We start from the raw sequence: 16,144 nt of genomic DNA, 5'->3' as shown, positions 1-16,144 counted from the left end.
CAAAAACTCTCTGAACAAAACACCATGCCTCCATTGCTTGTCAAAACCTTCGGCGGGCTGTCCCGTGCCTACTATCTCCGTCAGCTCGTATTCAGCCTGTGCTTTGCCGCGTTCTTCTTTTTCGTGGCTAGCCGCTCCCCTCACGCGATGACGATCAGCATGGTGATCTTCCTGGTCGTCAACACGCTGCTTTACCCCTATGCGCGCTTTGTCTACGAGGGCGTGGTTGGTTTCGTGTTGGGCGAGAACACGTTCTACGTGAACGCCATTCTCATGCTCTTCGTCAAAGCACTCACGATGCTGTTGTGCTGGACCTTCGCCCTCTTCATCGCGCCGGTTGGCCTGATCTACCTTTACGTTCATCACAGCAGAGCCGCGCGCCAGCACTGAGCCATTCCGCGCGCTTTATCCACCATCGCAGCCCCCCATGCCCAGAGGAACCGCAAACCCGCCGTCGCTTCGCTGCCTCGTGCGCTCCCCCGACGGATGGTGGGTGCAGTTGACACGCAACGGCATCGAGCACCGCCACCAATTCAAGTTCGGGGCGTTCCGCAGCGAAGCCGCGGCTTTGGCACTGGCCCGGGCGCGGCGCGACCAGCTCATGCGGGAACATCCGGAGATCCCTCGCTGGCGCATCATCGAGCGCGCGATCTGCCGCGGCCAGCCCGGCGGCGTCGCCTATGTGGCGGGGCCGGACAAACAAGCCAGCTGCTGGTGTGCCCAGACCCCCATGGTGGACGGCACGCTCATGCGCGAGAACTTCGGCATCGCGCGCTTTCCAAAGACGGCCAGGCAGATGGCCATCGCTGAACGCGAGCGGCAGTTGAACTTGATGGTTGAGGGCTTCGCAGCCAAAGCCGAGCGAGATGCGGCGAGCAACCGGTTGGGCAACGGCCAGAAGGACGCTTCCATGTATGGCATCGTCCGCCAGAAGACCTACTGGCAGGTCAAGCTGGAACGCAGCCGCAAGCGCTTCGGCAAGACGTTCTCGTTCGCCCAATTGGGCGGCATCCAAGACGCGTTGGCGCAGGCGCAGGCCTGGCGTGATGACATCGTCCGGCAGCATCCGCCGGTGATGCGGCAGCAAAGAGCCAACAAACTGCGCCGCAACAACAAGACCGGCATCGTCGGCGTCACCTGCGTACTGTGGCCCGACGGCCGGCCGCGCCAATGGTCGGCGCACACCTATATCGCACCCGGCAAGATGCTGCAAAAGGCGTTCAGCGTCTACCGCTACGGCGAGGATGCGCAGCGGTTGGCCATCGCCGAGCGGCAGAAGCAGTTGGAGCAAATGGAAGGCCGGGCGCGGTTGCATCCCGTCGAAGAGCAGGTGCGGCGTTCTTCGGCAAAGAAGACGTCGAAGCGGTCCGCAGGGTCCGATGGCCGATCGAATGAAAGCGCCCCATAGGGTGCCCCGGCTTCAGTTGTCCGTCAGGCTGCAGCCAAGTAACGCTGAGCCACGCTGCACTCTCCATTCAAACTTGGGCGAATCTGAGGCACGTTGTCGGATCGAAGACCTGCCGTGCGAAGCACGAAGGTCATCCAGGGACGTAGTAGCGCTTATGCTCGCCCCATGGGTGAATTCGACCTGATCGCACGCTACTTCAAACGCCCCGCCAAGCGCTCCCCGCTGGGCGTCGGCGACGACTGCGCATTGCTGGCACCGGCACCCGGCATGCAGCTGGCCGTGTCCTCCGACATGCTGGTCGAAGGGCGGCACTTTCTCTCGACCGTCGATGCGGCGCGGCTCGGCCACAAGGCGCTGGCGGTGAACCTCAGCGACCTGGCGGCTTGCGGTGCCAAGCCTCTGGCCTTCACGCTCGCACTCGCGTTGCCGGGTGTCGACGAGTCGTGGCTCGAAGGCTTTTCGCGCGGGCTTTTTGCGCTGGCCGACGAACACGGCTGCGAGCTCGTGGGCGGCGACACCACGCGCGGGCCACTCAACATCTGCATCACGGTGTTCGGCGAAGTGCCGACCGGCGCGGCGCTGCTGCGATCGGGCGCGCGCGTCGACGACGACATCTGGGTCAGCGGCACGCTCGGCGATGCGCGGCTCGCGCTCGAAGTGTTTCGCGGCACGCTCGCACTGCCGGCCGATGTGTTCACCATGGCTCGGCAACGCATGGAACAGCCCACGCCGCGCGTGGCGCTGGGCCTGGCGCTGCGCGGCACAGCGTCCTCGGCCGTGGACGTGAGCGACGGGCTGGTCGGCGACCTGGGCCACATCCTCGCCTCGAGCCGCGTGGGCGCCACGCTCGATGCCGATGCAGCCGTTTCGGTTGTGTCGGCCGCAGCATCCTCCGGCCTCGGCTCCGACGTGCTGCGCACCTGCGCTTTGTCAGGCGGCGACGACTACGAGCTGGTCTTCACCGCGGCACCCTCCGCACGGGCCGCGGTCGAACAGGCCGGCAAAGAAAGCGCCACGCGCGTCACGCGCATCGGCCGCATCGAGGCCGATGCCGGGCTGCGCATCGTGGACGCGAGCGGCACGCCGGTGGCGCAGCGCTTCGGCTCCTTCGACCACTTCGGCTGATCAGGACCCGCGGACCATCGCCTGCATCTTTGATTGCGCGGCGTTGATGGCCTTCGAGTGGCCATTGAGGTCCTGCAGCATCTTGTTGAGCTCGGCCTGCACGGCCGGATCGCTCACGGTCATGGATGCGCCCGACACCTGGATCTTCGACTTGTTCTTTTCGAGATAGTCACCCACCGCGAGCGCGCCGTCGAACACGGAATCGAGCGCGGGGAACACCTCCTTGAAGGTGGCGGCCGGCGTGGCGACGGTCTTTTCATAAGCCTTGCCGTAGACCTGCTTCAGGTCGTCCGGCTGCTTGAGGCCGGCACGCGCGGCGTCGGCCTTGGCCAGCTCCTTGTCGAGCGCGGTGCGCAGGCCGCCCAGGCCATCCTTGGCAGCCTTCAGGTCGTCGCGCCGCGATGCCAAATCGGCCACCGACCGGAGCGCACCCTTGGCCATCACCTGGCTCATCGGTTGGCCGACCGACTTGTTCATGCCTTCGTTGAAATCGGCAATCACCGCGTAGTGCTGCGCATAGTCGCCGAAAGAGGCTTTCTCTTCGGTCGTGAGCGTGGGCACGCGCAGGCCCGGCTTGTCGAGCACGCGGGTCTGCAGGAAGCCGATGAAGGCGGTGCGCTGCTCCGCCTCCTTGTTGCCGCAGGCCGCGAGCAGCACACTGAACGCAAGGCACAGCCAAAAGGCGCTGAAACGGATTGGGGTTCTTTTCATGATGACCATCCCTTCTTTTGAAATCGAGCCGCCGAGCATACGACGGCCATTGGCGCCGGCGAATACATCGGACGGCCTGCAACGCCTACGGCGATCGCCTGACCACCTCGGCGACACCGCGCGGCGCGGGGCAGCGCCCGAATGCGCGACACTCTGACCTTGATGCAAGCCGCTTCTCCCCCTTCTCCCGCCCCCTCTGCTTCTTCCGCAGGCGCCATGCCGCAAGCCACGCCCCACCGTCCGACGATCGGCTTTCTGCTCTCCCACCCGGCCCACTTCATCGCCCTGGGCTTTGGTTCCGGGCTGCCCCGCACCGCGCCCGGCACCGTCGGCACGCTGTGGGCCTGGGCGGCCTTCGTCGTGATGCAGCTATGGCTCACGCCCGCCACCATCGGCTGGGTCATCCTGGCCTCGCTGGCCATCGGCTGGTGGGCCTGCAGCGTCACGGCACGCGACATGGGCGTGGCGGACCCAGGCAGCATCGTGTGGGACGAGGTGATCGCGTTCTGGATCGTGCTGTGGCTGGTCACGCCGGCGGGCCTGCTCGCGCAGGTCATCGCGTTCGGCCTGTTCCGCTTCTTCGATGCGGCCAAGCCCGGTCCGGTGGCCTGGGCCGATGGCTTGTTCAAGCAACGCGACGCCTCCAATGTGCGCTGGTGGCGCGCCGGTTTCGGCATCATCCTGGACGACCTGGTGGCAGCGTTCTGCACGCTCCTGGTCATTGCGCTCTGGCGCGCATGGTGAAGAACTTCATGGAACCGTCCTCCCCGTCGAACTTTCTTGCCGACCAGGCCACGCCCGCGCTGGTGGCGGCCACCGCCGATCTGCTGCTGAAGAAGGGCTGGATGATGGCCACGGCCGAAAGCTGCACCGGCGGCCTCATTGCGGGCGCGTGCACCGATCTCGCAGGCTCCAGCGCATGGTTCGAGCGCGGCTTCGTCACCTATTCCAACGCAGCCAAGATCGAGCTGCTGGGCGTCGATGCGGCGCTGATCGACACCCACGGCGCGGTCAGCGAAGCCGTGGCGCGCGCCATGGCCGAAGGCGCCATCGCGCGATCGGCGGCCCAGGCGGCAGTGGCCGTGACCGGCGTGGCCGGCCCGACCGGCGGCAGCCCCGAGAAGCCGGTCGGCACCGTGTGGTTCGGCTGGTCGGTCGGCGGGCAGGTTCGCACCGAGCGCCGCCGCTTCGAGGGCGACCGCGCCGCCGTGCGCGCGGCCACGGTGCACTACGCGCTCCAGACATTGGTGGGCCTGCTCGGCCCGCATTCAAACACAACAAAAGAGGCCCCATGACATGACAGCAGCAGCCAACGCCCAGACCATCGAGCGCTTCTACCAAGCCTTTTCAAGGCTCGACGGCCCCGCCATGGCGGCCTGCTATGCCAGCGATGCGGCATTCGACGACGAGGCATTTTCGCTGCGCGGCCGGCGCCAGGTGGGCGGCATGTGGCGCATGCTGTGCGATGCCACCCGGGCCAAGGGCGCCGACGTCTGGCGGCTGACGTGGCGCGACGTGCACGCCGACGACACCAGCGGCCAGGCCCACTGGGACGCGCACTACCGCTTCAGCGCCACCGGCCGGCTGGTCGACAACAGCATCGATTCGCGCTTCAGCTTCACGCCCGACGGGCTGATTGCCACGCAGCGCGACAGCTTTGCCTTCTGGACCTGGTCGCGCCAAGCCCTGGGAACGCCCGGCCTTCTGCTTGGCTGGACGCCGATGCTGCGCAACAAGGTACGCGCCACCGCGGCCGCCAATCTCGCCACCTATCTCGCACGCCAACCATGAGCAACAGCAACCTCGTCATCACCAACAACGAAGCCCAGCACCGCTACGAAGCCGCGCTCGAGGGCCAGCTCGCGGCCTACGCCGAATACAACCTGCTGACCGACGCCATCATGTTCACCCACACCGAGGTGCTGCCCGAGCACGAAGGCAAGGGCGTGGGCTCGGGCATTGCACGGCATGTGCTCGACGAGGCGCGCGCCAAAGGCCTGCACGTGATTCCGGTGTGCCAGTTCATTGCAGGCTACATCCGCAAGCACCGCGAATACGCCGACCTGGTGCGGCCCGACATCCAGCGCGCCTTCAAGATCTGAGGGCTGCGGCCTTGGGCGCGGGCAGCCACGCGAAGCCCGCGATACCCAGCAACAGCAGCAGGGCGATGGTGGCCAGCACGGCCGTGAGCGGATCGCCGCCATGCGCCGCGGCCACCGAGGCCGCCACGCCGGTGCCCCATTGCATGAGCGCCACGCCGAGGAACATCGCCATGGTGAACACCGCCATCGCGCGGCCCGTGAGCGTGACTGGGTAGGCCACGCGCACGTCGGCGTATTGCCAGACGATGAAGCCTGAGAGCATGCCGATGAGCACCATGCCGCCGATGTCCAGCCATGCCGAGTGCGTGAAGGCGATGAGCGCGAACAGGCCCGCATAGCCGAGTGCGCAGGCCACGATCCAGCGGCGGCGCGCAGGACCGTCGCGGTCCAGGCGCCCGAACAGCGGCGCACCGAAGAGCGAGATCACCGACACCGCCAGCGCGACGTTGCCGCTTTGCACCAGCGAATAGCCGTGGCGCTCCATCATGAGCGGACCGAGCCAGAGGCCGCGCAGCGAGATGAACGCGGCATAGGTCACGGCGCCGAGCAGCACGATGCCCAGCGTGTGCGGCATGGCCAGCAGCGCACCGAATTGGCGGATCGCCTCGGGAATGGACTCGTTCACCTTCGGCACGGCCGACGCGGGCTCGTGCACCCAGTGCCAGATCGCGAGCCAAGCCAGCGCCGAGGCCACGGCCAGCACCAGGAACCCGGCGCGCCAGGAATACGCCTGCACCAGCCACGCGAGCGGCGTGCCTGTCACCAGCATGCCGACGCCGCCGATGGCCAGCACCAGGCCCGACACGGTGGCAAAGCGCGCCGCCGGAAAGTGCCGCGCGATGAACACGGTACACACCAGGAAGGCCGGCGCGCAGCCGATGCCGATCAGCGCCTGCCCCGCCACCAGCACCAGGTAGCTGGGCGCCACCGCCGACAGCAGCGCGCCCGCAATGGCGATCGGAAAGGCGACGAGCACCGTGCGCCGCACGCCGTGCAGGTCGATGCCGATGCCCATGAAGAGCTGCATCGCGCCAAAGGCGAAATGGAATGCCCCCGAGAAAATGCCGAGTGCCTGGGCCGAGAGCCTGAAGTCGGCCTGCAGCGGGCTCGCCATGATGGCGCCCACGGTGCGAAAGGCCTGGCTCAGCGCCACCCCGGCGCAAAGCGCCAGCACCATGGCCCACGCCGCGCGCGGTGTCAGCGCTGCGCTGGCCGGCCCGGTGTCAGGCACCGTGGCACTTCTTGTATTTTTTTCCGCTGCCGCAGGGGCAGGGATCGTTGCGGCCGGGGGTCGCTTCCTTGCGGATGGTCTCTACCTTCGGACCCAGGCTCTTCCAGAGCTGGCGCAGGTCGTACACGGCCCAGATGGCGGCGCCGAAATCGTCCAGGCGCTGCTGGCTCACGCTGGGCGGGCCGTCGTCGCTGAACATCGAGAGCGTGGGCTTGGCCTTGTCGTCCTCGGTCAGCGCGACGATGTTGTCGAGTGCGTCGTCGAGCATCTGCGCGGCTTCCTTGTCGCGCGGCGTGGCCCAGTCCTCGGGCCAGTTTTCGACCGCATACATGAAGCCCAGCGCCCAGACCTGCGCGAAGGAGGGAATTTCGTCGCCCTCGACCGCGGCGCGCTCTTCCTCGGGCAACGAGGCAATGGCGCCACGGGTATCGAGCACCTCGGGCTGCCAGCTGCGTTCGTCGTCGAGCGACTGCACGCCGGCGTCCAGGCCTTCTTCGATCTCGCGCCAGCGGCGCTTCCAGTTCCAGACGAATTCCATGTGCTGGGCCGGCACGAAGCCGTCGCCCAGCAGCACGGGCCAGTATTCGGCCGGCTCGATGGTGCGGCGGGTGCAGATCAGCGCGGCCATGAAGCCTTCGCAGAACTCCCACTGGGGAATTTCCTCGTCGTGCTCGCGCATGGCGTCGAGCGCCTGGTCGAGAGCGTCGAAATCGTCAGGGCCGAGGGGGGTGGACGCGGGCGCTGCGGCCTGGGGGGTGTCGTTGGTGGTCGTCATCATGGCAAGTTCGGGGCAGCCCTCTATGATGCAGCAGGCTCCGGCAGTCCACTCATTTCCATGCCCACGATTATTCCGTTTCCAACGCGTTACAGCGCCTTTGCCCTGTGCGCGGCGGGCCTCGCCGCCAGCCTGGCCGCCGTGCTGGTGTCCCCGCACCTGTGGGCCGCCTGGGTGGCACTGGTGGTTTTTGCGGCGCTCACCGGCACCGGCGTGCACGACCTGCGCCAGACGCGCCACGCCATCCTGCGCAACTACCCGGTGATCGGCCACCTGCGCTTTCTGCTGGAATTCATCCGGCCGGAAATGCGCCAGTACTTCATCGAGAGCGACTCCGAGGCGGCGCCGTTTTCGCGCGCGCAGCGTTCGCTGGTGTACCAGCGCGCCAAGGGCGACCCGGACAACCGCCCTTTCGGGACGCAACTCAACGTGACCATTGCGGGCTACGAGTGGATCAACCATTCGATGCAGCCGACCCGGCTCGACAACCACGACTTCCGCATCGTGATCGGCGGCACGCCGCAGCCCACGGAGGCCAATCCGGCGCAGGTTTGCACACAGCCTTACAGCGCCAGCGTTTTCAATATTTCCGCCATGAGCTTCGGCGCGCTGTCGGCCAACGCCATCCTCGCGCTCAACCAAGGCGCCAAGATGGGCGGCTTTGCACATGACACGGGCGAGGGCTCCATTTCGCAGCACCACCGCGTGCACGGCGGCGACCTGATCTGGGAAATCGGCTCGGGCTACTTCGGCTGCCGCAACGAGGACGGGAGTTTCAACGCCGAGCGATTCAGCGCCAATGCGCGCGATCCGCAGGTGAAGATGATCGAGCTCAAGCTGAGCCAGGGCGCCAAGCCCGGGCACGGCGGCGTGCTGCCGGCGCCCAAGGTCACGACCGAGATCGCGGCGGCCCGGGGCGTACGGGTGGGCGTGGACTGCATTTCGCCCGCCTCGCACGGCGCCTTCTCCACGCCCATCGAGATGATGCATTTCATCGCCAGGCTGCGCGAGCTTTCGGGCGGCAAGCCGACCGGCTTCAAGTTCTGCCTCGGCCATCCGTGGGAGTGGTTCGCCATCGTCAAGGCCATGCAGGCGACCGGCATCACGCCGGACTTCATCGTGGTCGACGGCGCCGAGGGCGGCACCGGTGCCGCGCCGGTCGAGTTCAGCGACCACGTGGGCGCGCCGCTGCAGGAGGGCCTGCTGCTGGTGCACAACACCCTCATCGGCGTGAACCTGCGCCACCGCATCAAGCTGGGCTGTGCCGGCAAGGTGATCACGGCCTTCGACGTGGCGCGCATGATGGCGCTGGGCGCCGACTGGTGCAACGCGGCGCGCGGCTTCATGATGGCCCTGGGCTGCATCCAGGCGCAAAGCTGCCACACGGGCCATTGCCCCACCGGCGTCACCACGCAGGACCCGGTGCGCCAGCAGGCGCTGGTGGTGCCGACCAAGGCCGACCGCGTGCGCAACTTCCACCGCAGCACGCTGCATGCGCTGCAGGAGCTGGTGCAGGCCGCGGGCCTCGACCATCCGCAGCAGATCACCGCGCACCACATCGTGCGGCGCATCTCCGACACCGAGGTGCGTCTCTTGAGCAACCTGGTGATGCAGGTGCAGCCTGGCGCCCTCCTCGGCCCGCTCGACAAGCAGCACAACGTGTTCCGCACCTACTGGCCGCTGGCCAGTGCCGAGAGCTTTCAGCCCGTGACGCAGGGGCCGCACGGCCTGGTGTCGAACCTGCCGCTGGCCGCATGAACCCTTTGCGACGCGGTGCTTCGGCGCGGCTCCAGGGCGCCAAGGGTGCGGCTTCGGCGCCGGCGCCCCTCGATGCGCAGCCCTTTGCGCCGGCTCCAGGCGACTACGCCGAGTTCCTGCGCCTCACGCTGCCCAAGCAGCAGAAGAACGTGGCCAGCCACCGCCTGGGCAGCGAGCGCGTGTGGCTCAAGAAGGCCGGTCCGCGCCACGGCAAGTGGGGCTACCGCGTGATGGCGGCCGTTGCACGCATGGCGCGGCTGGACATCATCAAGCCGGTGCCCAATCCGGGCGGCGAGGCGGCCATTGCCACCGAGGCCCGGCGCCTGCGGCAGCTGGCGGCCGCGGGTTTGCGTGTGCCCGTGGTGCTGGCGCAGCAGCCGGACGGCCTGCTGATTTCCGACCTGGGCGAAAGCGGCCGAACCACCGTCGTGCTGCAGGAGAAGCTCGACCAGGCGGCCGCGGCTGGGCCTGCCGCACTGCTCGCGGTCTGGCGCGAAGGGCTGGCCGCCATCGCGCAGGTGCACGTGCGCGGCCAGCACCTGAGCCAGGCCTTCGACCGCAACCTGGTGCAGTGCCCCGATGGGGTTATCGGCTACATCGACTTCGAGGATGACCCGGCCGAAGTGATGACGCTGGCCGAATGCCAGGCGCGCGACTGGCTCAGCTACCTGCACTCCACGGCCATGATGCTGGAGGCCGCCGCGCCCGAAGCCGCCGGCCTGCACTGGCACGCCGCGCTCGCAGAAGTGGGCGAGGAGGTGCGGCAGCGTATCGCCGAGGCGGCGCGGCGCATGAAGTGGGCGCAGAAGCTGCCGGCCAGCCGCCGCTGGGGCCGCGACACGCAGCGCGTGCGCGCGGTGGCGCGGCTCTTGGGGCGCTGGCACTGCAGCGCGCCGCCGCCCTCCACCTCCGGCGGTTAAAGCGCCAGCAGCGCCTGCACCACCACGCCTTGCGCCGCGAGGCGCTTGCGCATGGTCAGCACGGCCTGGTCCTTGCTGAGCAGCCGTGCGCGCCGCGCGACCGCGAGGTCGATGAAGACCTGGTCGTCGGGGTCCTTGCAGACGCAAGGGGCGCGCGGCGGCGCCTCCGCAACCAGTTGCACGCGCTCGTCGAAGGCTGCGAGAACGGCCTCTGCCGCCAGGTTCCTGCGCGCCAGCCGCGCCGCGATGAGCGGGTAGCCGAGCACCCGCGCAAGCTCGCTGCGCATGGCGGCCGTCGCCAGCCAGCGCAATTGGCTGGCTGCGAGCGCGGCGGCCAGCGGCAGGCAGTCGGGGTTGTCGAACACCAGCAGATCGAGCGCGATGTTGGTGTCGATGACCACGAAGGCGCCGGGCGCGGCGTTTGCTTCTTCTGGAGAAAGGAAAATTTGTGCGTTTGGAATAACCTCGATGTTGCACCATGTGCCATCGCAAGGCAAAAACGGCATCGTCCATTCACAATTTGCGGCCCGGGCCGTGCGCGGCGCCCTTCGAAACTCCGAATGATGAAACGCCCTTTCCTGCTGCTGCTCGCCCTTCTGGCAGACCCGCTGGCCCATGCGGAGTGGCTCACCCTGACCGGTTCGGCCGGGGAGGCGGCCAACAGCTACGTGCAGGTCGACCCCACCAGCGTGGTGGTGGACGGAAGCAAGCGGCTCGTGGCGGTGCGGATCAGCCTGGCCGAGCCCCGCACCGGCCAAGACGGCCTCAAGTTCCGGTCCGTCGCGGCAAAGGCGAGCGTGGATTGCGACGCCCGCAAGGCGCGCTACGTGAGCGCCACCTATTTCGGGCAGCCGAACTTCGTCGGGCCGCCGCTGGCGGTGCGGGAGTTCGAGGAGAGCGATGTCCGTCCGATGAAATTCGACGGCCTGCCCGGCGACTTGGCGGCCCGGACGGTGAACGCGGCCTGCGGCGTGGGCGTGAAGTAGCTCCGCGCCGAATCCCCGTCTACTTGCTTCTGGCCGAGCCGGCCACCATGTCGAAGCGGAACAGGCGGCATTCGATGGGCCCGTTCCACATCGGCACCCGGCGCGACTCCTTGAGCCGCATGCGCTTGGGCAGTTTCAGGTCGGGCGTGAGCACCCAGGCGGTCCAGCCGGGGTAGTTCTTCTTCCAGTGCGTGGCGAGTTGCGGAAAGAACTCGCCGCCCTCGTCCACTTCGCCGCCGCCCTCGGCACGGCCGGGCGTCTGCGCGGCCTCGCGGGCGCCGAAGCGCGCCACGCCACCGACCTCGATCCGCTCGCCATAAGGCGGGTTGAGCATGATCACGCCGCCCTCCGCCGGGGGCATGCGCTGCAGCGCGTCGCCGCCGCGGAACTCGATCGCGTCGGCCACGCCGGCACGCTCCGCGTTGCGCTCGGCAAAGTCGACCATGCGGTGCGAGACGTCGGAGCCGAAGATCGCGACCTCCCGCGCGGCGGCCGATGATTCGGCCCCCTTCTTGATCGCATCCCACACGTGCGCCTGGAACGGCAGCAGCTTCTCGAAGCCGAAGCGCCGCAGCGACCCGGCCGGGATGCCGCGCGCAATCTGCGCCGCCTCGATGGCGATGGTCCCGCTGCCGCAGCAGGGGTCGTACAGCGGCTCGGCGGCCACCTGGCCGGTTTCGGGATTCCACCAGCCGCTGGCGGCCAGCATGGCGGCGGCCAGCGTTTCCTTCAGCGGCGCATCGCCCTTGTCCTGCCGCCAGCCGCGCTTGAAGAGCGGCTCGCCGGAGGTGTCGATGTAGAGCGTGCAGTGCTCGGTGGTCAGGTGGGCGAACACGCGGCAGTCGGGCCACTGCGTCTCGATGCTGGGGCGCACGCCGTTGGCCTTGGCGCGAAAGCGGTCGGCAATCGCATCCTTGATGCGCAGCGTGGCGAAGTTCAGGCTCTGCAGCGGGCTGTGCTGCGCCGTGGTCTCGATCTTGAAGGTCTGCTTGGGCGTAAACCAGATCTCCCAGGCCACGCCGCTCGCGATGGCGTACAGGTCGTTCTCGCTGCGGTAGGGCGCATGGGCCAGTTCGACCAGCACGCGCTGGGCGAGCCGGCTGTGCAGGTTGAGCTTGAGCGCGTCGCGCCATTCGGCGCGCACCCGCACGCCGCCGCGCAGCGTGAGCAGGTCTTGCCCGACGCGGCCCGTGAGCGCATGGACTTCCTGCGCCAGGAATTCCTCGACGCCGGCGGCGCAAGGCAAAAAGAGAGAGAGATCGTTCACAGGGGTTTTGCCATCATCATCGGCCGGCTGGGGAACCGCCATTGTCGCCGCGCCGGGCCGCTTCTCTATATAGTGGCTCGGCCGATGAATTCCACCACCGCGCCCATGGTTGCTCCGGTTGTTGCCGGAAACGACCGCTTTGCGATCGAGTGCGAGGTGCTGCGGCTCTCGGTCCGCCCCATCGGCCCGGTGCTGCTGGTGCAATACCTGCTGAACTGCGGCGTGGCGGCACTCTTCGCCTGGCAATACTCGCTCGCTCATGCGCTGGTGTGGATCTCGCTGATCACGCTCGTGACGGTCATGCGTGGCTTCTTTCCCCAGCGCCTGCCCGACCCGTTCACGCCCGAGAATTTGCGCGAGGCTCAGCGCCTGCACACCATCCGCACCGGTATCTGGGAACTTGCGCACGGCCTGGCCGGCGTGCTGCTGTTCAACACCGGCCATGCGGACCAGCAGTTGCTGCTCGCGCTCATGCTGATGGGAATGACGCTCTCGTCGGCGTTCTCGGTCTCGTTCTACACGCCGGCCACGCAGCTGGCGATCACGCTGCTGCTGGCGCCCGTGATCGTCACCGGGCTGTGGCTCGGGGCACCGACCATGATGGCCGTGTCGGTCATCGGCATCGGCCTCATCGCGATGATGTGGAAGCTGGTGGCCGAACGCTCGCGCCAGCTCGAGGAAAACATCGGCCTGCGCCTCAACGAGCGCGGCTTGCGCGAGCAGGCGCTGGCCGGCCTGCGCGCCTCCGAGCGGGCTCAGGCCGAGCGGCTGCGCTTCTTCTCGGCCGCCAACCACGACCTGCGCCAGCCGGTAATGGCCATCGGCCTGCAGGCCGAGGTGCTGCGCCAGCAGCTCAACAACGGCGCTGACGCGCCGCTGGTGCAGCACACAGTGGCGTCGCTCGCGCGGGCGCAGCAGGCGCTCGAAGGCTTGACCAACCAGCTGCTCGAAATCGGCCGCATCGAAGCCGCGGCCGATCCGTTGCAGCCGGTGGCGGTATCGCTGGCGCCGCTGCTGCGCGAGCTGGCGCGCCAGTTCGGCCACGGCCGCGTCAGATTGCGCTGCCCCGCCGACGCGGTGGCCTGGGCCGATGCCGTGTCGCTGCGCCGCGTACTGGCCAACCTGGTCGACAACGCCGTCAAGTTCACGCCGCGAGGCCGGGTGCTGCTGGCGGTGCGGGCACGCCGACGCGACACCGGGCGCGCCTGGCGCATCGAGGTGCGCGACAACGGCATCGGCATTGCGGCGGATGCGCAGCAGCGGGTTTTCGGCGACTTCGAGCAGGTCGGCAATGTCGAGCGCAACCTGCAGCGCGGCCACGGGCTGGGCCTGGCGATCGTGCGACGGCTGGCCGGACAGCTCGGCATCGAGGTGTCGCTGCGTTCGGCGCCGGGGCGTGGCTCGGTGTTCGGCTTCGAGCTGCCTGCGGCGCCTGCCGATGCGCCGGTGCCTGCGCCCCTGCCGCAACCGCCCTCCGACGCGGAGGCGCGCGCATTGCATCCGGGCCTTGCCGTGCTGGTGGTGGAAGACAACGCTGTGGTGGCCGACAGCCTCACTGCGCTGCTGACGCAATGGCAGCTGGCGCCGCGCGTCTACGGCAGCGCGGCCGAGGCGCTGGCGCTGGCCGACCTGCAAGCGCTGGACGCGGCGCTGTGCGACATCCGGCTGCCGGGTGGGCTCGACGGCATCGCGCTGGCGGAACGGCTGCAGCGGCAGAAACCGTCGCTCACCATTGCGCTGGTCTCGGCCGACATTGGCGAAGCCACCCATAGGCTGGCCGCGGAGCGCGGCTGGCACGCACTGCGCAAGCCGGTGCAGCCGGCCGAGTTGCATGCCGTGCTGCTGCGGGCGCAGCAGGCGTCATCGGGGCGCTGATCCCGCCGGCCATGCGCCTGGCACGGCTCGTGCGGTGCCTTCACCGCTTCCGATATATGCTCCGCGCACAGGCCGCTGGTCCTGCTTCCGATGCCTGCCGACACACCGCCATCTTCCGCCACCGCCCTTGCCGAAACGCCCGCCGATCTGCGCGACCTGCGCTATGGCTCGGTGGCCATGGCGCTGCATTGGCTGCTCGCGGCCATGATCGTCGGTTCGCTGGGTGTCGGGCTCTACATGACCGGCCTGCCGCTTTCGCCGGCGCGCATCAAGCTCTACAACTGGCACAAATGGGCCGGGGTGACGATCCTGCTGCTATCGGCTCTGCGGCTTTTGTGGCGGCTGCGCCATCCGCCGCCGCCGCTGCCGTCGCATGCGGCGGCCGCCATGCCGCGCTGGCAGCGCACCGGCTACCGGGCGAGCCACGCGCTGATGTACCTGCTGTTCCTCGCGGTGCCGCTGTTCGGTTGGGCCTACAGTTCGGCGCTCGGGTTTCCGGTCGTATGGTTCGGCGTGCTGCCGCTGCCGGACCTCATGCCGGTCGACAAGGAGCTGGCCGAGGCCGTGCTGAAACCGCTGCACAAGGGCAGCGCGTTCACGCTGGCCGCGGTGGCGCTGCTGCACGTGGCGGCGGTGCTCAAGCACCACTGGATCGACCGCGACGGCATCTTGAAACGCATGTGGCCCGCGCCACGCTAGGAATCCACCCGATGAAGCGCGTCTTTTGCCTGTTCCTTGCAGCCGCGGCTTTTGCCGCCGCGGCCCCCGCGGGTGCCGAGCCTCCAACCGCGACCCGGCTCGTGGCCGACAAGAGCCAGATCGCCTTCGTCAGCAAGCAGATGGGCGTGCCGGTGGAAGGCACCTTCAAGAAGTTCGACGCGCAAGTGGCTTTCGACCCGAGAAAGCCCGAAGGCGGCACCGTCGCGCTGCAGATCGACACCGCGAGCGCATCGCTCGGCGTGCCGATGAGCGACGCCGAGCTGCCCAAGGGCCCGTGGTTCGATACCGTGCGTTTTCCGCAGGCCAGCTTCCAGTCGAGCGCCATCAAGGCGCTGGGCGAAGGCCGGTTCGAGATGGCGGGCAAGCTCACCATCAAGAACATTGCGCGGCAGGTCACGGTGCCGGTCACCATCGCGCCGGCTGGCGGCTACGCGGTGGCTACCGGAAGCTTTACGATCCAGCGGCTCGACTACAAGGTGGGCGACGGCGAATGGACCGACACCTCGGTGATCGGCAACGACGTGCAGGTTCGCTTCAAGTTCACGCTCGCGGGCCTCGGTCCGCTTTGAGCCCCCTTTTTTTGTCCTCTCAACTGATTTCGTTTTCACGCCCAGCAGGCTCATTGCCATGAAGAAGCTTTTTCTCGCCGCCGCGCTGTCCGCCGCGGCGGCCCTTGCCACCCCTGCCATGGCGCAGGACTACACGGCACCGCCCGTGGCCGCCAAGCCCGCGGGCGGCCCTGCAAAGAATGCCAGCTACGTGATCGACCCGACCCACACCTTCGTGATGTACGAGATGGGGCACTACGGCACCACCACCAATCGCGGCCGATTCAGCACCAAGGACGGCTCGGTGCAGATCGACGGCTCCGGCCGCAGCGGCAAGGTCGACATCACGATGGACATCAGCTCCATCAACACCGGCGTCGACCTGCTCAACCGCCACGTGCAAAGCAAGGACTTCTTCAACGTGGCGGAGTTTCCGACCGGCCGCTTCGTGGCGGACCGCATCGAATTCAACGGCGACAAGGTGGTCGACGTCCCGGGCACGCTCACGCTGATGGGCCAGACCAAGCCGGTCACGCTCAAGGCCGTGCGCTTCAACTGCTATCTGAACCCGCTCATCAACCGCCAAGTCTGCGGCGGCGACTTCGAGACGACGGTGCAGCGCAGCGATTGGGGCATTTCCTGGGGCCTGAATTTCGGCTTCGAGGACAAGGTGAAGCTGCTGGTGCAGGTCGAAGCGGTGAACGTGCAGCAATAACGA

19 protein-coding genes are annotated in these 16,144 nt (G+C 68.0%); 14 read left to right on the top strand and 5 right to left on the bottom strand.

The genetic code is table 11. From position 1 onward, the window contains the following. Nucleotides 1-24 precede the first annotated feature (24 nt). The 3 genes from ASC78_RS11575 (at nucleotide 25) to thiL (ending at nucleotide 2,533) form a co-directional block, all read left to right on the top strand. The gene (locus tag ASC78_RS11575) at nucleotides 25-390 is read left to right on the top strand and encodes a hypothetical protein (protein ID WP_055800946.1); all 366 of its coding nucleotides are present in this window, start codon (nucleotides 25-27) and stop codon (nucleotides 388-390) included. Between the two features lie 109 nt (nucleotides 391-499). After that, entirely contained in the window at nucleotides 500-1,408 is a 909-nt protein-coding gene (locus ASC78_RS11570) for a hypothetical protein (RefSeq protein ID WP_162246097.1), read from the top strand. 165 nt (nucleotides 1,409-1,573) lie between these two features. Beyond that, nucleotides 1,574-2,533, top strand: coding sequence for a thiamine-phosphate kinase (gene thiL, locus ASC78_RS11565; protein ID WP_055800941.1), 960 nt, complete (start codon nucleotides 1,574-1,576; stop codon nucleotides 2,531-2,533). Here thiL and ASC78_RS11560 read toward each other — a convergent pair whose 3' ends face one another. Further along, nucleotides 2,534-3,244 (bottom strand): DUF3053 domain-containing protein, encoded by a 711-nt coding sequence (locus ASC78_RS11560; protein WP_082517522.1) that lies wholly within the window; start codon nucleotides 3,242-3,244, stop codon nucleotides 2,534-2,536. A gap of 216 nt (nucleotides 3,245-3,460) precedes the next feature. Here ASC78_RS11560 and ASC78_RS11555 point away from each other — a divergent pair, with 216 nt between their 5' ends. The 4 genes from ASC78_RS11555 to ASC78_RS11540 are packed head-to-tail and all read left to right on the top strand — an operon-like array spanning nucleotide 3,461 to nucleotide 5,346. Next, nucleotides 3,461-3,988, top strand: coding sequence for a phosphatidylglycerophosphatase A family protein (locus ASC78_RS11555; protein ID WP_055800935.1), 528 nt, complete (start codon nucleotides 3,461-3,463; stop codon nucleotides 3,986-3,988). 8 nt (nucleotides 3,989-3,996) lie between these two features. Continuing rightward, the gene (locus ASC78_RS11550) at nucleotides 3,997-4,539 is read left to right on the top strand and encodes a CinA family protein (RefSeq protein WP_235505059.1); all 543 of its coding nucleotides are present in this window, start codon (nucleotides 3,997-3,999) and stop codon (nucleotides 4,537-4,539) included. A gap of 1 nt (nucleotide 4,540) precedes the next feature. Continuing rightward, nucleotides 4,541-5,035 carry a nuclear transport factor 2 family protein gene (locus ASC78_RS11545; protein ID WP_055800932.1) on the top strand — a complete coding sequence of 165 codons (495 nt, stop codon included), beginning with the start codon at nucleotides 4,541-4,543 and terminating at the stop codon, nucleotides 5,033-5,035. Continuing rightward, nucleotides 5,032-5,346: a GNAT family N-acetyltransferase gene (locus tag ASC78_RS11540; protein WP_055800929.1), complete on the top strand. Its 315-nt coding sequence runs from the start codon at nucleotides 5,032-5,034 to the stop codon at nucleotides 5,344-5,346. Before ASC78_RS11545 ends, ASC78_RS11540 begins: the two co-directional genes overlap by 4 nt. Here ASC78_RS11540 and ASC78_RS11535 read toward each other — a convergent pair. Further along, on the bottom strand, nucleotides 5,336-6,523 hold the full coding sequence (locus ASC78_RS11535) for an MFS transporter (RefSeq protein ID WP_055800926.1): 1,188 nt from the start codon (nucleotides 6,521-6,523) through the stop codon (nucleotides 5,336-5,338). The genes ASC78_RS11540 and ASC78_RS11535 overlap by 11 nt on opposite strands. Nucleotides 6,524-6,569: 46 nt before the next feature. Next, the gene (locus ASC78_RS11530; RefSeq protein WP_055802100.1) at nucleotides 6,570-7,352 is read right to left on the bottom strand and encodes a UPF0149 family protein; all 783 of its coding nucleotides are present in this window, start codon (nucleotides 7,350-7,352) and stop codon (nucleotides 6,570-6,572) included. Between the two features lie 60 nt (nucleotides 7,353-7,412). On the opposite strand from ASC78_RS11530, the gene ASC78_RS11525 reads away from it, so the two are divergent. Both ASC78_RS11525 and ASC78_RS11520 read left to right on the top strand, forming a co-directional pair. After that, complete coding sequence (locus ASC78_RS11525) at nucleotides 7,413-9,110, top strand: FMN-binding glutamate synthase family protein (protein ID WP_055800923.1); 1,698 nt, start codon at nucleotides 7,413-7,415, stop codon at nucleotides 9,108-9,110. Continuing rightward, complete coding sequence (locus tag ASC78_RS11520; RefSeq protein WP_055800920.1) at nucleotides 9,107-10,030, top strand: hypothetical protein; 924 nt, start codon at nucleotides 9,107-9,109, stop codon at nucleotides 10,028-10,030. The genes ASC78_RS11525 and ASC78_RS11520 overlap by 4 nt, the downstream gene beginning before the upstream one ends. Here ASC78_RS11520 and ASC78_RS11515 read toward each other — a convergent pair. Next, the gene (locus ASC78_RS11515; protein ID WP_235505058.1) at nucleotides 10,027-10,431 is read right to left on the bottom strand and encodes a putative toxin-antitoxin system toxin component, PIN family; all 405 of its coding nucleotides are present in this window, start codon (nucleotides 10,429-10,431) and stop codon (nucleotides 10,027-10,029) included. The two genes, ASC78_RS11520 and ASC78_RS11515, sit on opposite strands and share 4 nt — an antisense overlap. A 159-nt stretch (nucleotides 10,432-10,590) precedes the next feature. Between ASC78_RS11515 and ASC78_RS11510 the strand changes: the two genes are divergently transcribed. Further along, nucleotides 10,591-11,016: a surface-adhesin E family protein gene (locus ASC78_RS11510; protein WP_235505057.1), complete on the top strand. Its 426-nt coding sequence runs from the start codon at nucleotides 10,591-10,593 to the stop codon at nucleotides 11,014-11,016. A gap of 19 nt (nucleotides 11,017-11,035) precedes the next feature. Here the strand turns inward: ASC78_RS11510 and ASC78_RS11505 are convergent, their stop codons facing one another. Further along, on the bottom strand, nucleotides 11,036-12,283 hold the full coding sequence (locus ASC78_RS11505; RefSeq protein ID WP_055800917.1) for a THUMP domain-containing class I SAM-dependent RNA methyltransferase: 1,248 nt from the start codon (nucleotides 12,281-12,283) through the stop codon (nucleotides 11,036-11,038). Between the two features lie 84 nt (nucleotides 12,284-12,367). On the opposite strand from ASC78_RS11505, the gene ASC78_RS11500 reads away from it, so the two are divergent. The 4 genes from ASC78_RS11500 (at nucleotide 12,368) to ASC78_RS11485 (ending at nucleotide 16,141) form a co-directional block, all read left to right on the top strand. After that, the gene (locus ASC78_RS11500; protein ID WP_055800914.1) at nucleotides 12,368-14,158 is read left to right on the top strand and encodes an ATP-binding response regulator; all 1,791 of its coding nucleotides are present in this window, start codon (nucleotides 12,368-12,370) and stop codon (nucleotides 14,156-14,158) included. A gap of 90 nt (nucleotides 14,159-14,248) precedes the next feature. Next, nucleotides 14,249-14,857 carry a cytochrome b gene (locus tag ASC78_RS11495; protein ID WP_055800911.1) on the top strand — a complete coding sequence of 203 codons (609 nt, stop codon included), beginning with the start codon at nucleotides 14,249-14,251 and terminating at the stop codon, nucleotides 14,855-14,857. An 11-nt stretch (nucleotides 14,858-14,868) separates the two neighbouring features. Beyond that, nucleotides 14,869-15,447, top strand: a complete 579-nt coding sequence (locus tag ASC78_RS11490) for a YceI family protein (protein ID WP_055800908.1) — start codon at nucleotides 14,869-14,871, stop codon at nucleotides 15,445-15,447. Nucleotides 15,448-15,505: 58 nt separating this feature from the next. Further along, on the top strand, nucleotides 15,506-16,141 hold the full coding sequence (locus tag ASC78_RS11485) for a YceI family protein (RefSeq protein WP_055800906.1): 636 nt from the start codon (nucleotides 15,506-15,508) through the stop codon (nucleotides 16,139-16,141). Nucleotides 16,142-16,144 lie beyond the last annotated feature (3 nt).

Origin of the sequence: Variovorax sp. Root318D1, from assembly GCF_001424835.1 — a bacterium.
GTDB lineage: Bacteria > Pseudomonadota > Gammaproteobacteria > Burkholderiales > Burkholderiaceae_C > Variovorax.
Note: the sequence above shows the minus strand (reverse complement) of the source record. Positions and strands in the feature narration are given on the sequence as shown.